The sequence below is a fragment of the Ruegeria sp. AG7 genome (genome assembly GCF_056541545.1).
Window position 1 is genome coordinate 146468 of record NZ_JBQFYP010000008.1, and the last position, 24472, is coordinate 170939.

24 protein-coding genes are annotated in these 24472 nt (G+C 57.8%); 16 read left to right on the forward strand and 8 right to left on the reverse strand.

What is annotated here, in order from left to right; translation table 11 throughout:
- Positions 1-15 precede the first annotated feature (15 nt).
- From ACR0BF_RS12825 to mdoH, 3 genes are read left to right on the forward strand one after another with little or no spacing between them, the layout of a single operon-like run.
- Entirely contained in the window at positions 16-1233 is a 1218-nt protein-coding gene (locus ACR0BF_RS12825; RefSeq protein ID WP_480517648.1) for an OpgC family protein, read from the forward strand.
- The gene (locus tag ACR0BF_RS12830) at positions 1230-2729 is read left to right on the forward strand and encodes an OpgD/OpgG family glucan biosynthesis protein (protein ID WP_480625044.1); all 1500 of its coding nucleotides are present in this window, start codon (positions 1230-1232) and stop codon (positions 2727-2729) included. Before ACR0BF_RS12825 ends, ACR0BF_RS12830 begins: the two co-directional genes overlap by 4 nt.
- Entirely contained in the window at positions 2726-4597 is a 1872-nt protein-coding gene (gene mdoH, locus ACR0BF_RS12835; RefSeq protein WP_480625045.1) for a glucans biosynthesis glucosyltransferase MdoH, read from the forward strand. Before ACR0BF_RS12830 ends, mdoH begins: the two co-directional genes overlap by 4 nt.
- Here mdoH and ACR0BF_RS12840 read toward each other — a convergent pair whose 3' ends face one another.
- Together ACR0BF_RS12840 and ACR0BF_RS12845 are read right to left on the reverse strand one after the other, a co-directional pair.
- Positions 4598-5422 (reverse strand): CE1 family esterase, encoded by an 825-nt coding sequence (locus ACR0BF_RS12840; protein ID WP_480625046.1) that lies wholly within the window; start codon positions 5420-5422, stop codon positions 4598-4600. It lies immediately after the preceding gene.
- Positions 5419-5880, reverse strand: coding sequence for a rhodanese-like domain-containing protein (locus ACR0BF_RS12845; RefSeq protein WP_480553894.1), 462 nt, complete (start codon positions 5878-5880; stop codon positions 5419-5421). The genes ACR0BF_RS12840 and ACR0BF_RS12845 overlap by 4 nt, the downstream gene beginning before the upstream one ends.
- 233 nt (positions 5881-6113) lie before the next feature.
- On the opposite strand from ACR0BF_RS12845, the gene ACR0BF_RS12850 reads away from it, so the two are divergent.
- From ACR0BF_RS12850 to selD, 7 genes are read left to right on the forward strand one after another with little or no spacing between them, the layout of a single operon-like run.
- Positions 6114-8984, forward strand: a complete 2871-nt coding sequence (locus ACR0BF_RS12850) for a monovalent cation/H+ antiporter subunit A (RefSeq protein WP_480625047.1) — start codon at positions 6114-6116, stop codon at positions 8982-8984.
- Positions 8984-9343 (forward strand): Na+/H+ antiporter subunit C, encoded by a 360-nt coding sequence (locus ACR0BF_RS12855; RefSeq protein ID WP_209503290.1) that lies wholly within the window; start codon positions 8984-8986, stop codon positions 9341-9343. The genes ACR0BF_RS12850 and ACR0BF_RS12855 overlap by 1 nt, the downstream gene beginning before the upstream one ends.
- Positions 9340-10884: a monovalent cation/H+ antiporter subunit D gene (locus tag ACR0BF_RS12860; RefSeq protein ID WP_480485183.1), complete on the forward strand. Its 1545-nt coding sequence runs from the start codon at positions 9340-9342 to the stop codon at positions 10882-10884. Before ACR0BF_RS12855 ends, ACR0BF_RS12860 begins: the two co-directional genes overlap by 4 nt.
- Positions 10884-11381, forward strand: a complete 498-nt coding sequence (locus tag ACR0BF_RS12865; protein WP_480625048.1) for a Na+/H+ antiporter subunit E — start codon at positions 10884-10886, stop codon at positions 11379-11381. The genes ACR0BF_RS12860 and ACR0BF_RS12865 overlap by 1 nt, the downstream gene beginning before the upstream one ends.
- Complete coding sequence (locus ACR0BF_RS12870; protein ID WP_209503286.1) at positions 11378-11647, forward strand: K+/H+ antiporter subunit F; 270 nt, start codon at positions 11378-11380, stop codon at positions 11645-11647. The genes ACR0BF_RS12865 and ACR0BF_RS12870 overlap by 4 nt, the downstream gene beginning before the upstream one ends.
- Before the next feature lie 7 nt (positions 11648-11654).
- Positions 11655-12041, forward strand: a complete 387-nt coding sequence (locus ACR0BF_RS12875) for a Na+/H+ antiporter subunit G (protein WP_480473524.1) — start codon at positions 11655-11657, stop codon at positions 12039-12041.
- Positions 12042-12046: 5 nt separating this feature from the next.
- On the forward strand, positions 12047-14206 hold the full coding sequence (gene selD, locus ACR0BF_RS12880; RefSeq protein WP_480625049.1) for a selenide, water dikinase SelD: 2160 nt from the start codon (positions 12047-12049) through the stop codon (positions 14204-14206).
- Here the strand turns inward: selD and mnmH are convergent.
- Positions 14197-15249: a tRNA 2-selenouridine(34) synthase MnmH gene (mnmH, locus tag ACR0BF_RS12885; RefSeq protein WP_480625050.1), complete on the reverse strand. Its 1053-nt coding sequence runs from the start codon at positions 15247-15249 to the stop codon at positions 14197-14199. The genes selD and mnmH overlap by 10 nt on opposite strands.
- Before the next feature lie 37 nt (positions 15250-15286).
- Positions 15287-15952, reverse strand: coding sequence for an SOS response-associated peptidase (locus ACR0BF_RS12890; protein WP_480517665.1), 666 nt, complete (start codon positions 15950-15952; stop codon positions 15287-15289).
- Between the two features lie 55 nt (positions 15953-16007).
- On the opposite strand from ACR0BF_RS12890, the gene ACR0BF_RS12895 reads away from it, so the two are divergent.
- Positions 16008-17660, forward strand: coding sequence for a tetratricopeptide repeat-containing sulfotransferase family protein (locus ACR0BF_RS12895; RefSeq protein WP_480603082.1), 1653 nt, complete (start codon positions 16008-16010; stop codon positions 17658-17660).
- Positions 17661-17719: 59 nt separating this feature from the next.
- Here the strand turns inward: ACR0BF_RS12895 and ACR0BF_RS12900 are convergent, their stop codons facing one another.
- On the reverse strand, positions 17720-19297 hold the full coding sequence (locus ACR0BF_RS12900) for a bifunctional metallophosphatase/5'-nucleotidase (RefSeq protein WP_480517669.1): 1578 nt from the start codon (positions 19295-19297) through the stop codon (positions 17720-17722).
- A gap of 107 nt (positions 19298-19404) precedes the next feature.
- Here ACR0BF_RS12900 and ACR0BF_RS12905 point away from each other — a divergent pair, with 107 nt between their 5' ends.
- Genes ACR0BF_RS12905 through arsC form a run of 4 tightly spaced genes read left to right on the forward strand, consistent with a single transcriptional unit; the run spans position 19405 to position 21564 of the window.
- The gene (locus ACR0BF_RS12905) at positions 19405-19743 is read left to right on the forward strand and encodes a DUF952 domain-containing protein (RefSeq protein WP_480473530.1); all 339 of its coding nucleotides are present in this window, start codon (positions 19405-19407) and stop codon (positions 19741-19743) included.
- Positions 19740-20171 (forward strand): DUF1330 domain-containing protein, encoded by a 432-nt coding sequence (locus ACR0BF_RS12910; RefSeq protein WP_480603080.1) that lies wholly within the window; start codon positions 19740-19742, stop codon positions 20169-20171. The genes ACR0BF_RS12905 and ACR0BF_RS12910 overlap by 4 nt, the downstream gene beginning before the upstream one ends.
- Positions 20168-21226, forward strand: coding sequence for a quinone-dependent dihydroorotate dehydrogenase (locus ACR0BF_RS12915; RefSeq protein ID WP_480603078.1), 1059 nt, complete (start codon positions 20168-20170; stop codon positions 21224-21226). Before ACR0BF_RS12910 ends, ACR0BF_RS12915 begins: the two co-directional genes overlap by 4 nt.
- The gene (gene arsC / locus ACR0BF_RS12920) at positions 21223-21564 is read left to right on the forward strand and encodes an arsenate reductase (glutaredoxin) (protein WP_480603076.1); all 342 of its coding nucleotides are present in this window, start codon (positions 21223-21225) and stop codon (positions 21562-21564) included. The genes ACR0BF_RS12915 and arsC overlap by 4 nt, the downstream gene beginning before the upstream one ends.
- On the opposite strand, the gene ACR0BF_RS12925 is transcribed toward arsC, so the two are convergent.
- From ACR0BF_RS12925 to ACR0BF_RS12935, 3 genes are read right to left on the reverse strand one after another with little or no spacing between them, the layout of a single operon-like run.
- Positions 21561-22877, reverse strand: a complete 1317-nt coding sequence (locus ACR0BF_RS12925) for an MATE family efflux transporter (RefSeq protein WP_480625051.1) — start codon at positions 22875-22877, stop codon at positions 21561-21563. The genes arsC and ACR0BF_RS12925 overlap by 4 nt on opposite strands.
- Positions 22878-22879: 2 nt before the next feature.
- Entirely contained in the window at positions 22880-23398 is a 519-nt protein-coding gene (locus ACR0BF_RS12930; RefSeq protein ID WP_480473536.1) for a PaaI family thioesterase, read from the reverse strand.
- A 1-nt stretch (position 23399) separates the two neighbouring features.
- Positions 23400-23819: a PaaI family thioesterase gene (locus ACR0BF_RS12935; RefSeq protein ID WP_480603072.1), complete on the reverse strand. Its 420-nt coding sequence runs from the start codon at positions 23817-23819 to the stop codon at positions 23400-23402.
- A gap of 115 nt (positions 23820-23934) precedes the next feature.
- On the opposite strand from ACR0BF_RS12935, the gene ACR0BF_RS12940 reads away from it, so the two are divergent.
- On the forward strand, positions 23935-24303 hold the full coding sequence (locus ACR0BF_RS12940) for a MerR family transcriptional regulator (RefSeq protein ID WP_480603070.1): 369 nt from the start codon (positions 23935-23937) through the stop codon (positions 24301-24303).
- Positions 24304-24472: the final 169 nt, after the last annotated feature.

Below are 24472 nucleotides of genomic sequence, written 5' to 3' on the forward strand. Positions count from 1 at the left end.
AAGGACAGAGACCGTATGGCGACCATATCGCCCGCTGCTGATTTTGCACCCGTCGCGGCCTCGGCTGCGACCCCCGCCCGCACGCGTGACCCGCGACTGGATTTCTATCGCGGCATCGCGATGTTCATCATCCTGATTGCCCACATTCCCAATGATCCCTGGGCGAATTGGATCCCGGCGCGCTTTGGGTACTCAGATGCAACCGAGATCTTCGTGTTCTGTTCGGGCATGGCCTCGGCCATCGCCTTTGGCGGGGCGTTCCTGTACAAGGGCTGGTGGATGGGCACAGCCCGTGTGGCCTATCGCATCTGGCAGGTTTATTGGGCCCATATTGCCCTGTTCTTCTTTGTTGCCATGACAATGGCAGCGCTGGACCTGACCGGTGCGTTCGAGAAAACCTATGTCTCGTCGCTGAACCTTCAGCATTTCTTCGATGATCCCGCCCCGCAGATGGTGGGGCTCTTCACGCTGACTTATGTACCGAACTACTTTGACATCTTGCCGATGTATCTGGTGGTACTGGCGCTGATGCCGCTCTACATCGCGCTATACCGTATCAGTTTCTGGCTGATGGCTGCTGCATCTGTGGCGATCTGGTGTGTCACCCAGACCGGCGCGCTGGCCCTTCCGGCCGAGCCGTGGTCGGATCGGCAATGGTTTTTCAACCCGTTTGGCTGGCAATTGCTGTTCTTCACCGGATTTGCCTTGATGCGCGGCTGGATTCCCGCTCCACCGGTATCGAAATCTCTGGTCTGGGCGGCTGCCTTGTTCCTGATCCTGTCAGCTCCGTTTGGATCTTGGAAGGTCTTCCTCTGGGTCAATACCGCTGCGCCTGAGTTGGGCGCTGCGATCCGAAAGATCTGGCCACTGACTGACGAATTGCGCGACAAAACCGAGTTTGGCGCGCTGCGATATGTCCATTTTCTGTCATTGGCCTATCTGGGTTGGGCCGCGGCAGGCGAACATGGTCACCGCCTGATTGCGACGGGTCACAGCATGGGCGCGCGCGTCTGGCAGTTCCTGTTGACAGTCATCACCAAAGTCGGTCAGCAATCCCTTGCAGTCTTTGTATTTTCCATGGCGGCAGCACGACTTATCGGCGTTGCCCTTGATCAGACTGGGCGGGATGTTGCCACCGTCTTTGTCGCCAATATGATTGGCTTTGCCATGATCATTGGCGTGGCTTATCTGGCATCTTGGTTCAAGTCTCAACCCTGGAAATTGAAGAGATGAATTTAACCCGTCGCGCATTCCTCGTCTCGACGACAGCCTTGGCCTTTGCCCCATCGGCATATGCATCCGGGGGCGCAGTCCCCTTTGACCGCGACCACGTGGTCGAATTGGCCCGCGACCTGGCCATCCGCCCTTATGCGGAACGTGAAATGGTTCCTCAGGAATGGCAGGATCTGACTTACGAACAGTATCGCTCGATCCGATTCCGACTGGACCGGGCTTTGTGGTACGAGACCGAAACACCATTCAACGTCGATTTCTTCACACCGGGCCTGTATTTCCCCCGGACCGTCAAGGTGGAAACGGTCGAAAATGGCATGACCACACCGGTCGTTTTCGATCTGGGGATGTTCGAGAAATCTGAAGATGTGCCACAATTGCCCATCGACGAGACTCTGGGCTTTTCAGGCCTGCGCCTTCGGACCGAGATGCACCGCCCCGGCAAGACGGATGAATTCTGCGTCTGGCAGGGTGCCAGCTATTTCCGCGCTATCGGTCTGGACGAGGTCTACGGTTTGTCAGCACGCGGTCTGGCCCTGAAAACAGGCGAACCGGATGGTGAGGAATTTCCTGAATTCATCCGTTTCTGGCTGGAACGCCCCAAACCCGGCCATCGCAATATGGTCGTCCATGCGTTGATGGACAGTCCGAGCGTGACTGGCGCCTATCGCTTCAATGTCACGGCGGGGGCAGATTGCGTTATCGATGTCGAGGCCACGCTTTTTCCCCGCGAAGACCTGCCTCATGTGGGTATCGCGCCGGGCACCTCGATGTTCCTGTTCGACCAGACCAACCACAGCCGGTTTGACGATTTCCGCCCTGCCGTCCATGACAGCGACGGGCTGTTGATCCGCAATGGCGCGGGCGAGGTGTTGTGGCGTCCGCTGGCCAACCCGACCCGCCTGCAAATATCTTCCTTCGTTGACGAGAACCCGCGCGGCTTCGGGCTGATGCAGCGCAAGCGCGAGTTTTCGGACTATGCCGACCTTGAGGCGAATTATCACAAACGCCCGGGCCTGTGGGTCGAGCCTCAGAATGACTGGGGCAAAGGCACCGTTACTTTGGTCGAAATACCGGCAGATCAGGAAATCTACGACAACATCGTCGCCTATTGGCGCCCGGCAGAACCCTATGCAGCAGGCAGTCGGGTTGACCTGTCCTATCGTCTGATCTGGGGTGAGGAGCCTCAGCGCACTCCGATGCCACGGGTGACCAACACTGCCATGGGCGAGAACACCTTCGGTGAAGGGCGTTTGGCTGTCATCGATTTCGAAGGCAGCGATTTGTTCGATGATATCGAGGCGATCAGTGTCTTCGTGGATTCCCCTCATGCAGAAACCTCGGACGGTGTTCTGCAACGCAACCCGGATACGGGTGGATTGCGTCTTGCGTTTTCATTCCAGCCAGATGGGCGCGATCATGTCGAGTTGCGCGCGCAACTGCTGAAAGACAAACAGCCTGCCTCTGAGGTGTGGCTTTACCGATGGACCATATGAACCGCGATTTGCATATCATGCCGCCCGAGGCACCTCTGGCGATGCCCGCGCAGAATTTCAGCGTTGGGTTCCACGATGCCGATGCCCCATCGGGCACAGACACGGGCGCGACTGGATTTTGGCGCGCGCTTGCGTTTTCACCGGCGATGGTAGCGACATTGGGCCTGCTGTGGATCATGAGCGACTGGTTCAGCGCCCAGGGGATCAATCTGATCGAGGGCATCCTGTTGGCGCTTATCTCGTTCAACTTCTTCTGGATTTCGTTCACGGTCTGCACCGTTCTGCTGGGTATGGTTTCGCTGTCGAGACAAGATCGTCCGCAGCGCAAACGCACAGCACAGCCCCTGCGCGTTGCCCTTTTGACACCGGTATACAACGAAGTGCCATGGAACGTGCTGGGCAACGCCCGCACCATGCTCGAAGATTTGCAGGCACGCGGTGGGCAGCATCACTATGCCATGTTTATCCTGTCCGACACGCGCGATCCTGAAATCGCGGCACAGGAACAGGCCAGCGTCGAAGCCCTGCGCACCACGCTCGCCCCAGGACTGGAGTTGTATTACCGCCGTCGCGAGCAAAACACCGACCGCAAGGTGGGAAACATCGCCGACTGGGTCAGTCGCTGGGGCGCAGACTGGGACGCGATGCTGGTTCTGGATGCGGACAGCCTGATGACCGGCCGCGCTATACACCGGCTGACCGATGCGCTGGCGCGTGATCCCGGTGCCGGGCTGATTCAGAGCTATCCGCAACTGATCGGCGCGCAATCGGTTTTTGCCCGAATGCAACAATTTGCCAATGGAGTCTATGGCATCGCCTTTGCCGAAGGGTTGGCGCGTTGGTGCGGGCAAGAGGGTAATTATTGGGGCCACAACGCAATTATCCGCACCAAGGCTTTCGCTACCAGTGCCGGACTGCCCAAGATGCGTGCGCTCAACGGTCAGGATAAGCTGATCATGAGCCACGATTTCGTCGAGGCTGGATTGCTGCGCCGTGCCGGATGGGCGGTGCGGTTCCTGCCGCGCATTCGGGGATCTTACGAGGAAACGCCCCCCACACTGATCGATCATGCGTTGCGGGATCGGCGTTGGTGCCAGGGCAATCTGCAACACCTGAAACTGTTGGGCTCAACTGGATTCCGGGCCGTCTCGCGTTTTCACATGTTCCACGGTGCCGTTGGCTATTTGATGTCACCTTTGTGGTTTGCGCTGCTTTTGATGTGGGCACTGATCGGTCAGGGCAAAGACGCTTCTGTCCTGCATTACTTCAGCCCCGATAATCCGCTGTTCCCGCAATGGCCGGAAATGTCGGAAACCCGGCACGTTCTGATCATTCTTGTGATGTATGCAATGCTGCTGGCACCCAAGGTGCTGGGAGTTCTGGCTTTGCCGCTAAGCGGTGTACGCTATTCCGAATTCGGAGGCGGCCTCAAGTTCCTGACCTCGTTTCTGGCCGAGGTCATTCTGTCGATCCTGTATGCGCCGATCCTGATGGTGCAACAGATGATCGCCGTTTTCCGGACGGCGCTTGGCATTCAGCGGGGCTGGTCGCCGCAAGCACGCGACGGTGGCAGTTACGGATTACGCACACTGCTTCTGTGTCATGCATTGGAAACAGTCAGTGGCATCGCCTTGAGTGTTGGTATCCTGTCCGGGCTGGTCTCGATCTGGTTGGCTCCGATTGCCATCAGTCTCGCCCTGGCCATCCCGCTATCGGCACTCAGCGGTGTTTCGGCCGGTGCCGCACGCCGGATGGTCGGGATGCGCGAGGATTTCCGCGAACCTGCCATCACCCGGTCGGCCCGCCGTTACCGGGCCGAGCTGAAGCAACTGGTTGAAGGCAAGATCAAGATGACCCCGGCAGAGTGATCAACTGCCGGGAAGCCCTTCGTACCAATCCACGACCATATCGGCCCAACCGGCTGGAACTGTATGACCGCCCGGGAACAAGGCGAACTCCAGCGCACTGCCTTTGGCACAGGTGGTCCAGCGGCGGCGCATGAAATTCTCCGTTGTGCTAAAGCCGGCCGGTTTGTGATCGACGCAGCCATTTGCCGCGCGCCAGATTTCGAGCCCGGCATAGATATCGCCCTGCTGAAACCGGCCACCGCCCAGTACGCGCCCCTCAAGCGGAACTACGTTGTCCGTCCAGCCATGGGTATGTAACATCCGGATTGGACCCTTGCAGGTTTCTGGGTGTGGCCGCCAGAATCCTCCGGACACCGGAACATATGCTGAAAATGTCTCGGGCGCCTTGCAGGCGAGATAGTTGACCATAAAGCCACCAGCCGAAAACCCGCCCAGCATGACCCGGTCCACATTGATTCCGAACCGGTTTTCCGCGTCCTGAACCACTTCGGACAGAAAGGCGGTTTCATCCCGTTCGCCAAATCCAGGGATAAAATTCCAGCTTTTTCTGCCGCCCCGGTTGGGCCTTTCCGAACCTTCAGGCGCCATCACTGCATAACCGCGCGCCAACAGAGGTTCGACCATCCCGCGATTTCGCATCGTTCCCGATCCACTGCCGCCATATCCGTGCAGAAACACCACCAATGGCGGGTTTTCCGCATCGGGCAGTTCGATATGGTACGCGCCCAAGGAGGTTTCGCAAATATCCCCCTGATCAGCGCAACCCGCCAGGGCCAACTGCGCGGTGAAGGCAAATACTGCTGCCAAGCCGATTTCCCTGATCATCCCGCATCCTCATTGTATTTGCGAACCGGTAAACCGGCTCTTACCCATCCCGGCCCGGCCGCCGAGCCCAACATACCCTCGGGTACGTCGATGATATTTGTGAATCCGGCTTCAATCAAACGATTGCTGAGGCGCGCGGACCGCACCCCTCGGGCGCAAATCAGCGCCACGGGCGCAGCCTGATCACCGCCGGTCATTTGTGTCAGAACGTCGACGAAATCCTCGCGGCGCAAGTCCAGCGGTACCGCGCCCTCGCCAATTCCCGAGGCGCGCCACTCGCGCGGTGTGCGGATATCAACCAGCAGAACGCGCCCGTCCACTGCCTGCTCATGAGCGTCGGCCACACTGATCCGGCCACCGCTGTGATCTTCGGGGATCAGCCTGTATTGCCTAATCGCAAACCCGGCAGCAATCGCGGCACCGACGCCAATCACTACCCACCGTCGGGATCGGTTCATTTTTTCGGCCACACCTCAGCCTCCTGTTCGCTGGTGCTGTTTCTATCACAACCAAACAGCAGGTTGCGCGGTGAAAGACAGCTCGCAGATCAAGATCGCGTCATTAATGCGCTGCGCCGCCAATACCTTGGTGATCCATTTCAGCTCGTTAAAAAGTTGCCATCTCTGGACAGTCGGCAAAATATCCTTACAAAATTGACCTCACCCTGACCGCCCAGACCGGAGTATCGCACTTGTCCCTATTCCTTATCGCGGCCCTTCCCTTCCTTGGTGCTGTATTTCCCGCACTGCTGATCCGCGCGGGCCGAAACGCTGCCGCATCCGCAGCCGGGTTGACCACATTTCTGGCCCTGATGGGGCTGCTGATCCACATCCCTTCGGTCATGCGCGGAGACGTCGTGACTGCCCGGTTTGACTGGATACCGAGGTTGGGCCTGAACGCGAATTTCATGCTGGACGGGCTGGGATTTCTTTTCGCCTTGCTGATCCTCGGCATTGGATTGCTCATCATTCTCTACGCACGGTTTTACCTGTCGCGCGAAGACCCGATGGGGCAGTTCTATACCTACCTGCTGCTATTTCAGGGGGCGATGGTTGGTATTGTCCTGTCCGACAATATCCTACTTTTGATTGTTTTCTGGGAACTTACATCGCTCAGCTCATTCCTGCTAATCGGCTATTGGAAACATCTGCCCGATGGCCGACAGGGCGCGCGCATGGCTTTGGCCGTCACCGGCTCGGGTGGGTTGGCGATGATCGCCGGGATGCTGATCCTCGGCAATATCGTTGGGTCCTATGACCTGAGTGTCATTTTGCAGAGCAAGGAACTGATTCAGGCGTCCCCCTACTACCTGCCGGCGTTGATCCTGATCCTGTTGGGCGCTTTCACCAAGTCGGCACAGTTCCCGTTTCACTTCTGGCTGCCGCATGCGATGGCCGCACCGACACCGGTTTCCGCCTATTTGCACTCGGCCACCATGGTGAAAGCCGGTCTGTTCCTGATGGCGCGGATGTGGCCGGTTCTGGCAGGAACAGATGCCTGGTTCTACATCGTGGCCACGACTGGTCTGATCACCATGCTGCTGGGTGCGGTCATCGCGCTGTTCAAGGATGATCTAAAGGCGCTGCTGGCCTTTTCGACCGTATCCCATCTGGGCCTGATCACCATGCTGCTGGGCTTTGGCACCAAAATTGCCGCCGTGGCCGCCATTTTCCACATCATCAACCATGCGACCTTTAAGGCCGCCTTGTTCATGACCGCCGGGATCGTGGATCACGAGACCGGTACGCGGAACCTGAAACGGTTGGGCGGTCTGCGCCACCTGATGCCGATCACCTTTACCATCGGCACCATCGCGGCCCTGTCCATGGCGGGTCTGCCGCCGCTGAACGGCTTTTTGTCGAAAGAGATGATGCTGGAAGAGACCGTCCATACCACCTGGTTGCATTCACATTATCTGGTTCCGGGACTGGCACTTTTGGCAGCGCTGTTTTCGGCCGCTTATTCTTTCCGATTCGTCAGCCATGTTTTCCTTGGACCCCAGCGAGACGATTATCCCGCCCATCCGCATGACCCGCCTGTCGGGCTGTGGCTGGCGCCCGCACTGCTGGTTGTACTGGTCGTCCTGATCGGTCTGAATTCCGCCGCGATCGTTGGCCCCCTGATCGCCGTGGTTTCCAGCGCGGTGATAGGCGGCGAGAAGCTGCCGTATTACTCGCTCAAACTGTGGCATGGCTTCACGCCCGCACTTTACATGTCGGTTGTTGCGACATTGGGCGGCCTTTTCCTGCTGGCGCTGCACAAACGCGGCGAGCAGGTCTGGAATGCCCTGCCCCGGCCCGAGGCCAAGGTAATCTTTGAGGCTATCATCGACGCGCTGACCAGATTAAGCCGCTGGATCACCGATGAAATGCATAACGGTGTTCTCAGCCGCTATGCGATCATCTTCGTCGCTTTCACCGTGGGCCTTGGTTATTACGCCTATTCGACAGGAACCATCGGCTTGGAAACCCGCGTTCCGCTGCCAGCGCAGATCATTCCGATGATCGGCTGGATTTGTCTGGTGGGCGCAACGCTTGGTATCATGTGGTTCCACCGGAACCGCCTGTTGTCGCTGGTGTTGATCGGCGTCGTGGGCCTGATCGTTTCCATCGCGTTCAACTATCTTTCCGCTCCGGACCTTGCCCTGACGCAAATCTCGGTCGAGGTGGTAACGATGATCTTGTTGCTGCTGTCGCTGAACTTCCTGCCGACCGAGACGCCATGGGACAGCAGCGCAGCGCGGCGATGGCGGGATGCCGCGATTTCCGTCGTTGCCGGTCTTGGCACCGGCGCGCTGGTCTACGCGATGATGATGCGCGATTTTGCATTTCCAACGATTTCAGAGTTCCATCTGGCCAATTCCTATAAGGGCGGTGGCGGCACCAATGTGGTCAACGTGATCCTGGTCGACTTCCGGGGTTTTGATACGTTTGGAGAGATCATCGTGCTGGGCATTGCCGCGCTGATTATCTTTGCGCTGACGGAATCCGTGCTAAGCACCAATGTCCGCAGTTACCTGCTGAATCGCAAACCGCACTGGCCGCAGTCTGGTGATTCACACCCGCTGATGATGGTTGTGGCGACCCGCGTGATGATGCCGATTGCGCTGATGGTCGGAGCCTATATTTTCTTCCGTGGGCACAACCAGCCCGGCGGCGGATTTATCGCTGGGCTGATCGTCGCCATCGCCTATCTGATGCAATACATGGCCAGCGGCTATACTTGGGCGATTGAGCGGCAGCGGTTTTATTACCACGGCACCATTGGCTGGGGCGTGCTGATCGCCGCTGCCACGGGGCTGGGGGCCTGGTTCAATGAACGCCCCTTCCTGACCAGTGATTTTGGCTATCTCCACTGGCCCCCGCTTGAGGAATTCGAATGGGCCACCGCCATGCTGTTTGACACGGGCGTGTTCCTTGCGGTTCTGGGTGCGGTCATGCTGGCACTCGACAGCCTGTCCCGCTTTGCGTGGCAGCCCGGAATGGCACAGGAATTCCCGATGGATATCAATCCCCTGCGGGACTCTCCACCGGAACAAGAACAAGAGAAGGAGCAGGCCTGATGGAAGCGCTCGTAGCCTCTGCCGTCGGTATATTGACCGCTGCCGGAATATTCCTGATCCTGCGCCGCCGGACGTTTCCGGTCATTCTGGGCCTGTCGCTGATCACTTACGCGGTCAACGTGTTCCTGTTCGCGACCGGGCGTCTTGCGCTGAACGCCCCCCCGGTTCTGAACAAATACAAGGACGTCGCTTACACCGATCCTCTGCCACAGGCGCTGGTGCTGACCGCAATTGTGATTTCCTTTGGAATGACCGCGGTGATCGTGATGATCTCGCTCAGCGCGTACCTGTCCTCCAAGGATGACCATATCGACATGACAGCGCAGGACAGCGTGGACGCAGCAGGAGAAGACGCATGAACCACTGGATCGTTGCGCCGATCGTCCTGCCCGCGATCCTGGCTCCGTTTAGCATCATGGTCCTGCGATACCATCTGGATCTGCAGCGCATCTTTTCGGTCGCCGGTGTTGTGGCCTTGCTTGGGATTGCGCTGACAATCACAGCGCAGGCTTCGGGCGGAGATATTCAGGTTTACGAGCTTGGAAACTGGCCCGCCCCGTTTGGCATTGTCATGGTGCTGGATCGAATGTCAGCTATGATGGTTTTGCTGACAGCTCTGCTTGCCTTGCCGATTGTGCTTTATGCCATTGCAACAGGCTGGGATGATCGGGGCAAACACTTCCACGCCCTGTTCCATTTTCAGCTTATGGGTGTCTGCGGCGCATTCCTGACCGGAGATGCCTTTAACCTTTTCGTGTTTTTCGAAGTTCTGCTGATCGCCTCTTATGGCCTGATGACCCATGGTGGCGGTGCGGTGCGATTGAAGGCGGGTGTGCAATATGTGGCTTACAACCTGTTGGGATCGACTTTGTTCCTGTTTGCGTTGGGCACGATCTATGGCGTGACCGGGACACTGAACATGGCGGATATCGCCATAAGGGTTGCCGAAATCCCGACCGAGGATACGGCATTGTTGCGGGTTGGCGCAGTCCTTTTGTTGCTGGTCTTTTGCATCAAGGCCGCCGTTCTGCCCCTGCATTTCTGGCTACCTGCCAGCTATGCCAATGCGCCAATGCCCGTCGCGGCCCTGTTTGCAATCATGACCAAGGTCGGGGCTTACTCGATTCTGCGGATGTTCACATTGGCCTTTGGCCCCGATGTCGCAGCGACAGAAGGTCTGGTGGGTGAGTGGTTGCAACCTGCTGCACTTGTCACTTTGGCTGTCGGGGCTATCGGCATTCTGGGGTCAAAACATATCGCCCGCATGGTGGCGTTCTGCGCGATTGCATCCATGGGCACCCTGTTGATCGCGATCTCGCAATTTACGCCTGATGCGACAGCCGCGGCGCTGTACTATGTGTTCCATTCGACGCTGGCGACAGCCCTGCTGTTCCTGGTTGCCGATCTGGTGATGGCGCGGCGCGGCGGGGCCATCGCACCAACGCCACCCATGCCGCAAAGCGGGCTGGTGTCTGCACTGTTCTTCGTGGGGGCGATTGCGATGGCGGGAATGCCGCCCTTGTCCGGCTTTATAGGCAAGCTGCTTGTGCTGGACGCCTCGCGCGATGCTTCGGATGCCACGGCGGTCTGGGCCGTGATTCTGATCAGCTCATTCGTCACAATAATTGGCTTGGCCCGAGCCGGAACTTTGATTTTCTGGAAAAGCTACGACACTCAGGCTGTTCCGATAGCTGAACCAGCGGAAAATGAAGCTGCCCCCGCACCGGTCGCACCTGAACCAAAACCCGGTCTGGCCTTTACTGCCGTGTTTGGCGCCGTAGCCGGCCTGATCCTGCTGACATTGTTCGCGGGCCCAGCGCTGGAATATACAAGCCAAACCGCAGACCAGCTGTTTACGCCTGCAAACTACATCTCTGCTGTATTGGGAGGGGCCGAGTGATGAAACTACTGCACCGGATATTTCCGCACCCACACCTGACCATTCTATTAACGATCGTCTGGATCCTGCTGGCGAACAAGCCGTCACTGAATTCTCTGGTCTTTGGCCTGATCCTTGGAATCATCATTCCCTTCGTCACACAACCTTACTGGCCCGACAGGCCCAAGCTGCGCAACTGGCCCATGGTCGCCGAATACATGATCGTGGTGCTGTGGGATATTGTCGTTGCAAATATGACGGTGGCCCGGATCGTCCTCTTCAAACGCAATGAAGACCGGCGGCCCAACTGGGTTAGCATTCCGCTGGAGCTTCGGACACCCGAGGCCATAACCGTGCTGGCCGGAACCATCACGATGACGCCCGGCACCGTCAGTTGCGACCTGTCGGCACAGGGGCACAATCTGCTGGTTCATTGCCTGGACGCGCCGAACCCGGATCAGGTGCGCGACGAAATCAAGCAACGCTATGAACGTCGCCTGAAGGAGATTTTCGAATGATCGAATACGCAATCTACTTTGCATTTGCCTGTTTCGGCGCGGCGATCATGATGTGTCTGTGGCGGATCATTACCGCGGACGGCGTTGGGACACGGGTTCTGGCTCTGGATACGATGGTCATCAATACGATTGCCCTGATGATCCTTTATGGCCTGTCGAAAGGGACCGAGATTTTCTTCGAAGCGGCGATGATCATCGCGATGCTGGGTTTTGTCTCAACCGTGGCTTATGCGCGCTTCATGCTGCGCGGCAACATCATCGAATGAGGGCGATATGACATTCCTTGCAGAGCTGCTGATCGCCGTTTTCCTGATAGTCTCGGGTATCTTCGGGTTTGTCGGGTCCTTCGGCATGATCAAGTTGAATGACCCTATGTCGCGCCTTCACGCGCCGACCAAAGCGACAACTTTGGGTGTGGGCGGGGTGTTGCTTGCTTCGATCACCCATTCCGTTCTGCTGGAAGGCAAACTGTCGCTACACGAGCTTCTGATCACGCTGTTTCTATTCCTGACGGCTCCGATCACGGCCCTGTTCATTGCAAAATGGCACATTCACCGTCATGAACTGCCCAGCGACCTGCCCGATGCTGGCGAGGATGAGCTCTGGGCCACCCACGCGGTCGAGCAGGTCGAGGATGTTCCGGACCACAGCGCGAATTAACACAAATGCACACATCTCCGCTGCCCCTGACCCGTGATCTGGTTTTTATTGGCGGCGGCCACACCCATGCCCTGCTGCTGCGCAAATGGGGAATGAACCCGTTGCCCGGCGCGCGGGTAACCGTGATCAACCCCGGCCCCACTGCCCCCTACTCAGGAATGTTGCCCGGATATGTCGCCGGTCATTACGACCGGTGGGAGCTGGATATCGATCTTGTCAGACTGGCCCGTTTCGCAGGTGCACGTGTGATCTTGGGTGCGGTCAGAGGCATCGACACCGAAACACATGAAGTGCACGTCCCCGGGCATCCTCCGGTAGGCTTCGATGTGGCTTCGATCAATGTAGGGATCACATCGGACATGCCCGCCCTGCCGGGCTTTGCGGAACATGCAGTGCCAGCCAAACCGTTGGGACCCTTTGCCGCAAAATGGGCCGAGTATCTAAAGGGTCAAGGGCCGGCCTCGGTCGCTGTGATCGGCGGTGGCGTCGCGGGCGTCGAACTGGTCATGGCGATGGCGCACGCGTTAAAGGCCAGGGGGCGGGCGGCACAGATTACCCTGATCGATAGTGCCTCGGCCCTGACTGCAACCAAACCCAAGGCGGCGGCAACAATCCGGATTGCAATGCATGATCTTGGCGTGGAGGTGATCGAAAACACGGTGATCACCCGGATCGGGCAGGATCACGTGGAACTACAGGACGGGCGCACAATTCCGGCTGGTTTCGTGACCGGTGCCGCCGGAGCCCGCGCCTATGACTGGATCGCAAATACAGGGCTTGACCTTCAGGACGGATACATCCGCGTGAACAGCTACCTGCAATCCAGTGATCCGGCTGTGTTTGCCGCCGGGGATTGCGCCCATCTTTCGGAAAACCCCAGACCGAAGGCTGGCGTCTATGCGGTGCGCGAAGCGCCGGTTTTGTTCGATAATCTGCGCGCAGCGCTCGGCGCGGGACGGATGCGAAAATACACACCGCAAAAAGACTATCTCAAACTGATCTCACTAGGTGGCAAGTCTGCACTGGCCGAGCGTTTGGGAACATCGTTCAGCGGCCCGTTGATGTGGGCCTGGAAGAACCATATCGACCAGAGTTTCATGAAAAAGTTTCGCGACCTGCCGCGAATGACACCGCCCGCCCTGCCACGCGACCGGGCCGCTGGGCTTGATGGGGTTTTGGGTGAAAAGCCCATGTGCGGAGGATGTGGAGCAAAGATCGGGCGCGACGCATTGCAAATCGCCCTGAAATCCCTCCCCGCCCCTACTCGTACCGACGTCACTACCTTGCCCGGCGACGATGCCGCGCTATTGCAAACGGGCGGGGCGCAGCAAGTCATGACGTCCGACCATCTGCGGGCTTTCACCAACGATCCCGCACTGATGACGCGTGTTGCCGCGGTTCACGCCCTAGGGGATATCTGGGCCATGGGGGCCGCGCCTCAGGCGGCCACGGCAACGATCATCCTGCCGCGCATGTCCGCCCCCCTGCAAAGCCGCACAATGTCCGAAGTCATGTCAGTCGCGAGTGACGTCATGCGCGCTGCGGGCGCAGAAATCGTGGGCGGGCACAGTTCAATGGGCGATGAGATGACTGTTGGTTTCACGCTGACTGGCCTGTGTGAGGCTACCCCGATTACATTGGCGGGCGGGCAGCCGGGAGATCGCCTGATCCTGACCAAACCCTTGGGAAGCGGAGTTCTGATGGCAGCGGAAATGGCCGGTCTTGCCGAAGGGGCCTGGGTCGCGGCAGCCTACAAACATATGACACAGCCGCAGGGCGATGCAGCCCGCATTTTGGCCAACGCCCATGCGATGACCGACGTGACCGGGTTTGGTCTGGCCGGGCATCTGCAAGGCATCTGCGACGCATCGCATTGCGGCGCCATGCTTGATCTGAACGCTGTAAAGGTGATGGACGGTGCTCTTGCGCTGACGGATCAGGGGGTCCGGTCAACGATTTTTGCTGACAACAGCGCGATTGCGCCCAATCTTCCGTCCGGGGGCAAGGCGGCGCTGCTTTTTGATCCGCAATCAGCCGGGGGCCTGCTGGCCGCCGTGAATGCGAAGGACGCCGATACTCTTCTGCAAGATCTTCTGGACGCGGGATATCCGGCAATGATCATTGGCCAACTGACCAGCACACCCGGCTTGCGCATTCACAGCTGATCCAGCAGGATTTCAATTTGCGCGGCCGCGTTGCTCAGCCCCGCATTGTCCAAAGTTGCGATATTGAGATTGGCCAACACCTGTACCGGGCGGGATTGCCGGGACTTGGTGTATGCGGGATCATAATGCTGTTCCATCAACGCCTGTGTCAGCGCCTGTTTTTCATCCGCATCAATCAAGCGCAGCCACCCGTCCACGACCTCATGCCCGCGATGGAACCGCAGCGGTGATAACCGGTCCCGCAATCGGTCACTGTCAGACAGAATGTCGTCATAAGCCCGCACCAGATAGGCCGAACGTGCTTCAATCGAAGCCGTAATGCTCACGCGCGGAGCCTTACACAACGCGTTCCAAAGGCTGGGTGGCAGAATCAAGCTGCCAATTTTGGAGGATTCCGCTTCGACCACGACTGGACGCGCCGGGTTCATTGCGCACAGCGCAGCGGACAGAGCAGATTCAAACCCCTTTTGGCTGGGCTGCCCCCCAGGCCTTTCGCCCAGCAAGGACCCGCGATGGTTGGCCAGCGCTTCAAGGTCCAGAACCTGTACACCTCGTGCGTGCAACAGAGCCAAAAGATCGGTTTTTGCGGTGCCCGTGTAGCCATCCAGCGCGATCAGCCGATGTGGCAAGGGATCATCGTACAAATAAGCGTTCACCAATCGACGGTAGGTACGATAGCCGCCCTCAACAACTTCCGCGCGCCAACCGATTTGCTGCAACATCCATGTGAATGATCCGGAACGCTGTCCACCGCGCCAGCAATAGACCAAGGGGCGCCACGCTCCGTCATGATGGCTGAGGTGGTGTTCGATGTGATTAGCTGCATTGCGGAACACCAAAGCAGCGCCCAGCTTGCGCGCCAGAAAGGGGCTGTCCTGTACATAAATGGTTCCGACCCGGGCGCGTTCCTCGTTGTTCAGCACAGGCAGGTTTATTGCACCCGGTAGATGATCTTCGGCAAACTCGGCAGGGCTGCGAACGTCGATCACGGTATCATACCCGTGCGCGTAAAGTTGGGTCAGGTCAGGAAATTTCAGAGCCATGCCGAAGGTTTAGCTTGCTGCGTTTCTAAAGAAAAGGTCACGCGTCATAAGGTTCGATCAGCTCTGGCCCGCTGGCCCGGTTCGAGTTCACCACAGGACTGACCCGGTGGAAGGTCAGCACATCCTCGTGCCCCGGCTGCATCAGCCGCGCGGCCCCTTTTCCGGCTTCACCCAACCACAATGGCCAGTCTTCGGGTTCTACGATCAAGGGCATTCGCTGATGAATGACCTCAAGCCTTTTGTTGGCAGCCGTCGTCACGATTGCACAGGTGCCCTGCCGTTCACCTTCAGGACCCCAGTCCTGCCAGACCCCGGCAAAAGCAATCGGAGCTTTGTCCTGACGGTGGATATACCAGGGCAGGCGCGTTCCCTGTTTCGTTTTTGTCCATTCATAGAACCCGGTCGCTAAGATCAGACAGCGGCGTGTCCGGCAAGCATCGCGAAAGGCGGGCTTGTCCGCCAGGGTCTCGGCCCGGGCGTTGATCAGCAACGGCCCCGCTGTTTCGGTCTTGTACCAATGCGGCAGGAATCCCCACCGCAGCGCGTCCAGATGGCGCCCTGTTTCGCCACTACGCACGACATGTACCTGATTTGTCGGACAAACATTGAAATTCGGCACCGCAGGCAGAGCGTTTGCCGGGCGAGCCGAAAACAGCTGCGCCATTGCGTCGTTGGGAAGAGTTATTGCAAACCGTCCGCACATGGGTAATGAACCACCGATACATTCTTGATACAGGCACAGGATTTCACGGGGTCACATGGAAAACCAGACAACGCAATCCCTTAAGAGCAAAGCACTGGCCCTTCTGGAAGCAGGCAAGCTGCCGCAAGCTTTGAAAAAGGCCCAGTTGGGTGTCAAGAAATTCCCAAAAGACTCAGATTATCATGCCATCGCCGGCTTTGTCTTGACCGAGATGAAGCAATACAAGAAATCAATTCCGCATTTTGTTGAAGCCTCGCGGATGAAACCGGACGACCTGCAGTTTGTCGAAAACCTGGCGAATGCATTGATGCAGACCGGGCAAATTCCCAAGGCCCTGGAATATACCGAACAAAAGCTGGAGCAATTCCCCAACAACCAGGAATTGAACCGCGTGCTGGATGAAATTCACCTCAAAGGCACCAACTGGCGCATGATGATCGAACATGCGAGCAGGAAGCTGGAGAGCGATCCAGACAATGTGGACCTTCTTGCTAAACGTGCCAGAGCTTACGCCAATATCGGCTTTGACGATGAAAACTCGCGGGATGTCGCCCGCGCCTACGAGCTGGACCCCGAGAACACAAAAATTGCCCTTATAAAATCTGTAGACCTTCACCAAACCGGCGAAAAGAACGAGTCCAAAGCAATACTGAGGCGCATTCTTCAAAACGAACCCGAGCATGTGTCGGCTTTGCTGCAATTATCGGCAATGGCAACTACAGAGGAAGCTCCGGAGCTGCTGGAAGCCGTAAATAAAGCCATCTCCGAAAAGGGAGATGATAAGCTGGAACTCCAGTTCGCCAAGGCGCATTTGATTTCAAAGTTAGACGGTTTGAATGCCGCCATGCCGTATTACGCGCGGGCCAATGATATTCAGCACCAAGGCAACCCTTATGTCTCGGCCGATGAAGAGGAAAAACTGTTCCGGATCACCAGCTTGTTCCCCGTCGATTCAGATGCACCAGAGTCCGGCTTTGCCGAGGGGCCAACACCAATCTTTGTACTGGGTCAGCCCCGCTCGGGCACGACATTGATGGAAATGATGTTGAGTTCAGCCCCCGGAATATCCGGTTGCGGTGAACTGACTTTGGGGGCCGACCTGTCGCGTGAATATGAGAAAAAAGGCATGAAGTACGACGTTGCCAAAGCGTCTGAACTCGCGCGGGAATTCCTCGAATTGATGCCGCCAATTCCAGGCGACTCTGTCGCCTTTGTCGACAAGATGCCGCACAATTATCAACGTATCGGCTTCCTGCTGTCTGCCTTCCCAAAGGCAAAGATTATTAATATGCTGCGCGATCCGCGTGATGTTGGATTGTCCAAATGGATCAGGTGTTTTCCTGCCGGTGGAATGCGCTATGCCTCGAATATGCAGGCCATCGCCCATTCGGCAAATATGTATCGTCGCTACATGGCACATTGGGATGCCGTGTTCGGCAATCGTATTCTGACGGTGCCTTACGAAGAACTGGTGGCAGACCCGAAAACTTACAGCCAGCAGGTCGCCGCGTTCTGCGATTTGGAGTGGAACGAAACGATGATGCACCCTGAAAAGAACACGAAACAGGTGCGCACGGCCAGCATTGATCAGGTGCGCAGCAAGATCTCGACCAAGTCTATCGGAGGTTGGCGCGGGGTTGTCGAGCATATCAAGCCGATGCTCGACGGGATCGACCCCGAACTCTGGCCGGAATACGATTTCAGCTGATCGGTTCCCCAAAAAGCCGCATCACGAGGATGCGGCTTTTTTCTTTGTCGTAAACCCAGTTATTTCTGCTTGATACGCCCGTCGACATAGGGCTGATAGGGCGCATTTTCCGCCAGGTATTCTGCGGTTACATCCGCAAGGTCCGGGCCGAAGTCATAGGCGTTCTTGTCGTCGCCTTCGAACATCTTGTACCCGTCACCGCCGTTGCGAACAAAGTTGTTGGTGACGACAAGGTAAGTCTTGTTCGGGTCGATCGGTATAAAACCGTCACCGTCGGCAACCATCACCTCGCTGACGCGTCCTTCGTTCGGTGCAACGCTTGGGTCCCAGGTAAAGCTAAGACCAGCGACCTGCGGGAAACGACCTTTCACTTCTTCCACCTGACTAACGCCATTCTCCAGCGCGTCAATGACACCCTGTCCGCTGATTTCGAAGGTCGACAATGTGTTCTGGAAAGGTAGTACAGCCAGAACTTCGCCCATGGTTACATCGCCAGGGTCGATGGACGCCCGCAACCCACCCGAGTTGGCAATGGCGATCTGAACGCCCTGATCCGCCACGCGCGCCAGCATCGCATCGGCGACCAGGTTGCCCATCTGGCATTCCTGCACACGGCAAATAGAGCGATCCCCTTCAACAGCTTCCGCAGCGCTTGCAACGACCTTGTTACGGATTTCATCCAAAGGCACCGCCAGTTCCGCAATCCTGTCCAGCGCGGCCTGATCCTCGGTTACTGCGTTGTCCATGATCAAAGGCTCGCCAACTGCCTCGACCACTTTGCCGTCGTCATCGAAAGTGACGTTCAACTCGCCCAGAAACTTGCCATAGGCATAGGCCTGAACGATCTGTACGCCGTTTACCACCGTTGGGTACGGACCTGCCGCCTTATCCGACACATTCGAAAGATACGTATTTGAATGTCCGCCGACGATCACATCAACGCCGGTCGTTTCTTGCGCGACGCGCTGATCGACGCCATAGCCGGAGTGGCTGAGAACGATGATCTTGTTAACGCCCTCACCCGTCAGTTTATCGACTTCGGCCTGCACGGCTGGCACCGGGTCCGAGAACGTGACGTTGGGGCCGGGCGAGGCAAGCTCATCCGTGTCGATTGGGGTCAGACCGATCAGGCCGATCTTTTCGCCGCCCACCTCGATAACAGTCGATTTCTTGATCCTGTCCGTCAAAAGCTCTTCGTCGCGAATATCAGCGTTGGACATCAGGACCGGGAAGTCGACCGAGTCGATGAACCCCCGCAACACTTCGGGGCCGTCATCAAACTCGTGGTTGCCAACGGTCATGGCGTTATAGCCCAGCTTGTTCATGAACTCGGCCGCGACCTTGCCCTTGTAGTAGGTATAGAAAAGGGACCCCTGGAACTGGTCACCTCCATCCACCAGAATCGAGTTTTCTGCGCGCTCGCGCGCATCGGCAACTGCCGTAACAAGGCGCGCCGAGCCGCCAAAGCACTTACCTTCCGCATTGTCTTCCGCACCGCATCCGCTGTCGTATTTGTTGATCGGCTCAAAGCGCGAATGGAAATCGTTGGTGTGCAGAATTGTCAGCTTGTAGTCGGCTGCCGCGACGCCCGCAGTCAGGCCCACCACCGCAACCGAAGTTAAAAATCGGGTCAACATCTTGGAACTCCCTATTATTATTGCCGGGGATCGTGCGCTTATGTCGACTGAGAGTCAAAGGAGAAATCCAGCTTGATTCCAAGCGCCGTGCGGGGCATCAGGTCATCATGCTGATCTACAAGATTTTCCGAACCGACGAATGGGCTGAACTGCAAAGTCTGGGCGCCACAGACGGAGCACCCATTGACGTGTCAGACGGGTTTGTTCACTTTTCCACCGCTGAACAAGCGGCTGAAACCGCCGCCAAGCATTTTGCCGGCGTTGAAGGGCTTACACTGTTGGCATGTGATGCCGACGCCATGGGCGATGACCTGAAATGGGAAGTGTCGCGAGGAAACGCCCTGTTTCCGCATCTGTATCGTCAGATCAGGTTAAGCGATGTTGTCTGGGCGCGTCCGCTGCCTTTTGTCGGTACGGCACATCGGTTTCCCGAGGACATGGCATGACATCCTATGTCGATCCGGATCGCGCCCAGTTCGAGGCGTTCAAGGCCCTGGACCGCGACCGGCCGATCGAGATGCTCAATCTAGTGAAGTTCCGCGCCGAGGCGCAGTATCCCAGTTCGCATGAATTGGCCGGCGCAGGGCTGACCGGGGCGCAGGCCTATCAGAAATACGGGACTGAAACCGCCGCAATCATTGGCCGTATCGGGGCAAGCATCCTGTGGCGGGGTGTATTTGAAACGACTCTGATCGGACCGGCTGATGAGGTATGGGATGCCGTCTTTATCGCACGCTATCCGACTGCATATGCGTTTCTGGAAATGGTGACTGACCCGGTGTACCGGGCAGCGGTGGTCCATCGGCAGGCTGCGGTAGAAACCTCGCGCCTGATCCGGTGCGGATCAAGCAAAAGCGGGAAAGCGTTTGGATGAAACTGACCGAGAAGTTCGGGCTTGCGGCCCTGCATTGCATGGACCCCGAGACCGCCCACGGAATGTCGATCAGGGCTTTGAAGGCGGGGCTTGCGCCTGCGCCGGGGCCGGTGGCAACGCCGCGCCTGAAAACCAGCCTTGCAGGTTTGGACCTGCCTAACCCGGTAGGATTGGCCGCGGGCTTCGACAAGAACGGTGAGGTTCTGACGCCGCTGTCACGCGCAGGATTCGGCTTCATCGAAGTCGGCGCCGTCACACCGCGCCCCCAACCGGGAAACCCCAAACCCCGCCTGTTTCGCCTGACCGAGGACAAAGCGGCGATCAACCGTTTTGGCTTCAACAACGAAGGCATGGAGGTGATGGCAAAACGGCTTGCTGATCGCCCCAAGAATGGGGTGATCGGCCTGAATCTGGGCGCCAACAAGGACAGCGAGGATCGCGCAGGTGATTTCGTCAAGGTGCTGGCGCATTGTGCCGCGCATCTGGATTTTGCCACGGTCAACGTGTCATCCCCGAATACGGAAAAGCTGCGGGATTTGCAGGGCAAAGCAGCGCTGAGCGCACTTTTGAACAGTGTGATTGAAACCCGGGATGCGCTGCCTCGCCCGCTGCCCATCTTCCTGAAAATCGCGCCGGACCTGACCGATGCCGAGTTGCAGAACATTGCCGAGGTTGCGCGCGAGACCCGTGTGGATGCCGTGATCGCCACCAACACCACCCTGTCACGCGACGGGCTGCGCAGTTCGCACAAAGGTGAAACCGGCGGGCTGTCCGGCGCACCGCTGTTCGAGAAATCAACACGTGTTCTGGCGCGGCTCAGCCAGTTGACCGGGGGTGACATTCCCCTGATCGGCGTCGGTGGCATCAGCAATGCGGAACAGGCCTATGCCAAGATCTGCGCCGGGGCATCTGCTGTGCAGTTCTATACGGCGATGGTGTATGGCGGCATTTCTCTGGCGGCGGACATTGCGAACGGGCTGGATGAACTACTGGCCCGCGACGGCTTTGAGAATGTAGCCCAAGCCGTCGGCAGCAAACGAGAGGACTGGCTATGATCGAATATTGGCACAACCCGCGCTGTTCAAAATCCCGCGCGGGTCTTGCATTACTGGAAAAGAATGGCGCACGGGTCACGGTGCGCAAATATCTTGAGGATGCACCATCAATCGATGAGCTGCGAGCGGCACAATCCGCCTTGGGGCTTTCGCCCGTTGAGATGATTCGTACCGGAGAATCTCGGTTCAAGGAACTGGGGCTGACAAAGGCTTCGCCAGACGACGCCCTGATCCGGGCCATGGCTGAAAACCCGATCCTGATTGAGCGTCCGCTTGCAATTGCGGGGGATAAGGCCGCCATAGGGCGTCCGCCGGAAAACCTTCTTGCGCTGCTCTAGGCCACCTGCGCCTCGAGCTTGGGATAGCGCCATCCCAAAGTCACGCCACGTGCTATATTAAGCACCATCAACGCGGCCCACAGGCCGTGGTTTCCGAAACTTGGCACCAGAATGAACAGCGCAACCAGATAGATAGCGACCGATTGGAACATCGCGCTACGCATGGCGCGGGTCCATGTAGCACCTATGTAGATGCCGTCAAACATCCAGCTTGCCACGCCTATAACGGGTGCCAACGCGGCCCAGATAAGAAACTCGCGCCCGGCCTCGCGCACCTGCGGCGATGTTGACATGAGGTCGATCAACGCCGGTCCGGCGACAAAGAAAACCACACCCAGTAACAGGGCACCGCCAACACCCCATTGCGAAGTCATGACGGACGCGCGGCGCACCTGATACCTGTCTCTGGCACCCACCGCGCTTCCGACTAGCGCCTCGGCGGAAAAGGCAAACCCGTCCAGCGCAAAAGCTGTGATTTCTAGAAACTGAAGCAAGACCTGATTGGCCGCCAGATTGACATCACCCAGATCGGAACCGACGAAAAGAAAGGTCGTGAAGGATCCGGTTAGCAAAACCGACCGGATCATGATATCGCCGTTGACCTGCAACATCCGGTGCAGCCGAACGGCATCAAATATGCGGGCCCAGTCACGCCAGGTTCCGTCTTCGAACCCATCCCGACACAGCCAAAGGCCCAGCGCCAGACCTGTCCATTCCGCAATCAAAGTGGCTATGGCAACCCCTTCGACACCCCAGCCGAGACCAAGCACGAACCATAGATCCAGAACGATGTTCAATCCGTTCATCCAGACCTGAAGAACAAAAACCCCGCGCGTGCGTTCAACCGCAATCAACCATCCGGTAACCGCATAAAGCGCGATAGTGGCAGGCGCGCCCCAAATTCGAATCTCAAGATAGGCGTGGGCCAGCGTTTCGACCTCGGGACTTGCCGGAGATAAAGCGAACGCACCCGCGAACACAGCCACTTGGGTGAGGATAAAGAACAACCCGGCCGCGCCGCCAAGAATCAGACCACGCATCAGCAAAGCGCGGGTTTCAACAGCGTCGCCTGCCCCGCGTGCCTGCGCCGCCATCCCGGTGGTTCCCATCCGCAAGAAGCCGAAGATCCAGTAGATCGTTGACAGGATAACTGCGCCGATCCCGACCGCCCCGATAGGCGCAGCCTGCCCTAACTGACCGACAACGCCGGTATCCACTGCCCCCAGAATCGGGACCGTGGCGTTCGACAGGACAATCGGCACCGCGATCTTCAGCACCCGTCCATGCGTGATGGGCGCCGAGGCGTCCTGCATGGTCAGCTCTTGTCTCTGGCAGGTTGCGGCATCAAGAAATGCCCGGAGGCCTGCGCAAACAGTTTCGCATGATTGTCCTGCCAGGCTTCAACCCGTACCGAGGCGTAACGCCGCCCGGACCGGCTGATAAACGCCCTCGCATAGGCGTCTCGCGGCAAGCCGGAACGCAGATAGTCGACGGTAAAGTCGATCGTCTTCGGAAACCGGATGCTTTCGTCTGACACGATGGCATCTGCATCGATCTCACCGTTTTCTATACTTGGGAATATGTGTTCCCAGCTCAGCGTGATAACGGCTGTCACCTCCAAAAAGGCAGCGGTTACGCCGCCATGAATTGCAGGCAGAAACGGATTGCCGATCAGCTTGTCATCGAAATTCAAAACGCCGGTCAGCTCATCCCCGCGCCTGTCGAAACTGATGTTCAGAAAACGTATATACGGTACGCCGTCAACAAGCGCGCGTAGGGCTGCATCGCGGCGCTGCTTGACCACCTGCATCGGCTCGGGACGAGGTCTTGGCATATTACTTCCCTTCAACCGTAAAAGAGCCCGAGGCAGTCGCCACAGGCAGATCCGTGTCGTTGTCCATTGCGGTGGCCCGCACGAAGGCAACGTTTCGCGTGATATGGTGACAGACGGCATGCGCAGTAATCGTCTGACCTGGCGTCGCCGCGCGCATATAGTCTATCCGCAGATCGATTGTTGCGGTTCCTCCGGGGGCCGACGGGTGGCTCATCACCGCAGCACCACAACAGGTGTCCAGGATCGTGGATATCGCCCCCCCATGAATCACCCCTGTGCGCGGATCCCCGATCAGGTCTTCGTTGTAGGGCAAGGTTATCTCTGCCTCACCTTCGCCGATCTGCGTGAGCGTAAGGTTCAATGCCCGCGCATGGGGGATCGCCTCGATAAACTGGCGGGCTAAAACTGTCTTACCGACCATGGGTATGCGTCCTGTTCTCTGCACCGCCTTTATGAGCCGGTGTTCCGGTAAAGAGCAAGCCTACCTGTTGCGCTTGGGATCGGGACCGCCTAGGTTGCTGACGAGGAGACCGGGAATGTCCAACAACCGTTTGTCATTCAAAGAAATGTGCGCCGAGTTTGAAGTGACACCGCGCACCTTGCGCTACTACGAATATATCGAGCTTTTGCAACCGGACCGCGAAGGGCGTTCGCGCTTTTATGGGGCCCGGGAATGCGCGCGGATGAAACTGATCATGCGCGGCCGAAAGTTTGGTTTTCCTCTAGAAGAGATTCGCCAATGGCTACTGATCTATGAAGATCAGGGAAACGAGGCCCAGATGGCCACCTTTGTCGAAATGGCGGACCGCCAGATGAGTGAGCTTCAGCAGCAGCGACAGCAGCTGGATGAGGCAATGGACGAACTCAAAAGCCTGCGCGACCAAACGGCCAAGTCGCTGGAATAACCTTTTCCGATATTTCATAACAAAGCATTGCAGGTGGCAGAACCTGTCAAAACCGGTGCGCATTCCCTTCAAGGCACCCGTTTATTCATGCCGGAAATTAGTTGACGTAACGGTAACAAAATTACACCGGAAGCTGCTTACGTGCACGGATGTTACGTCAACTTAAAAG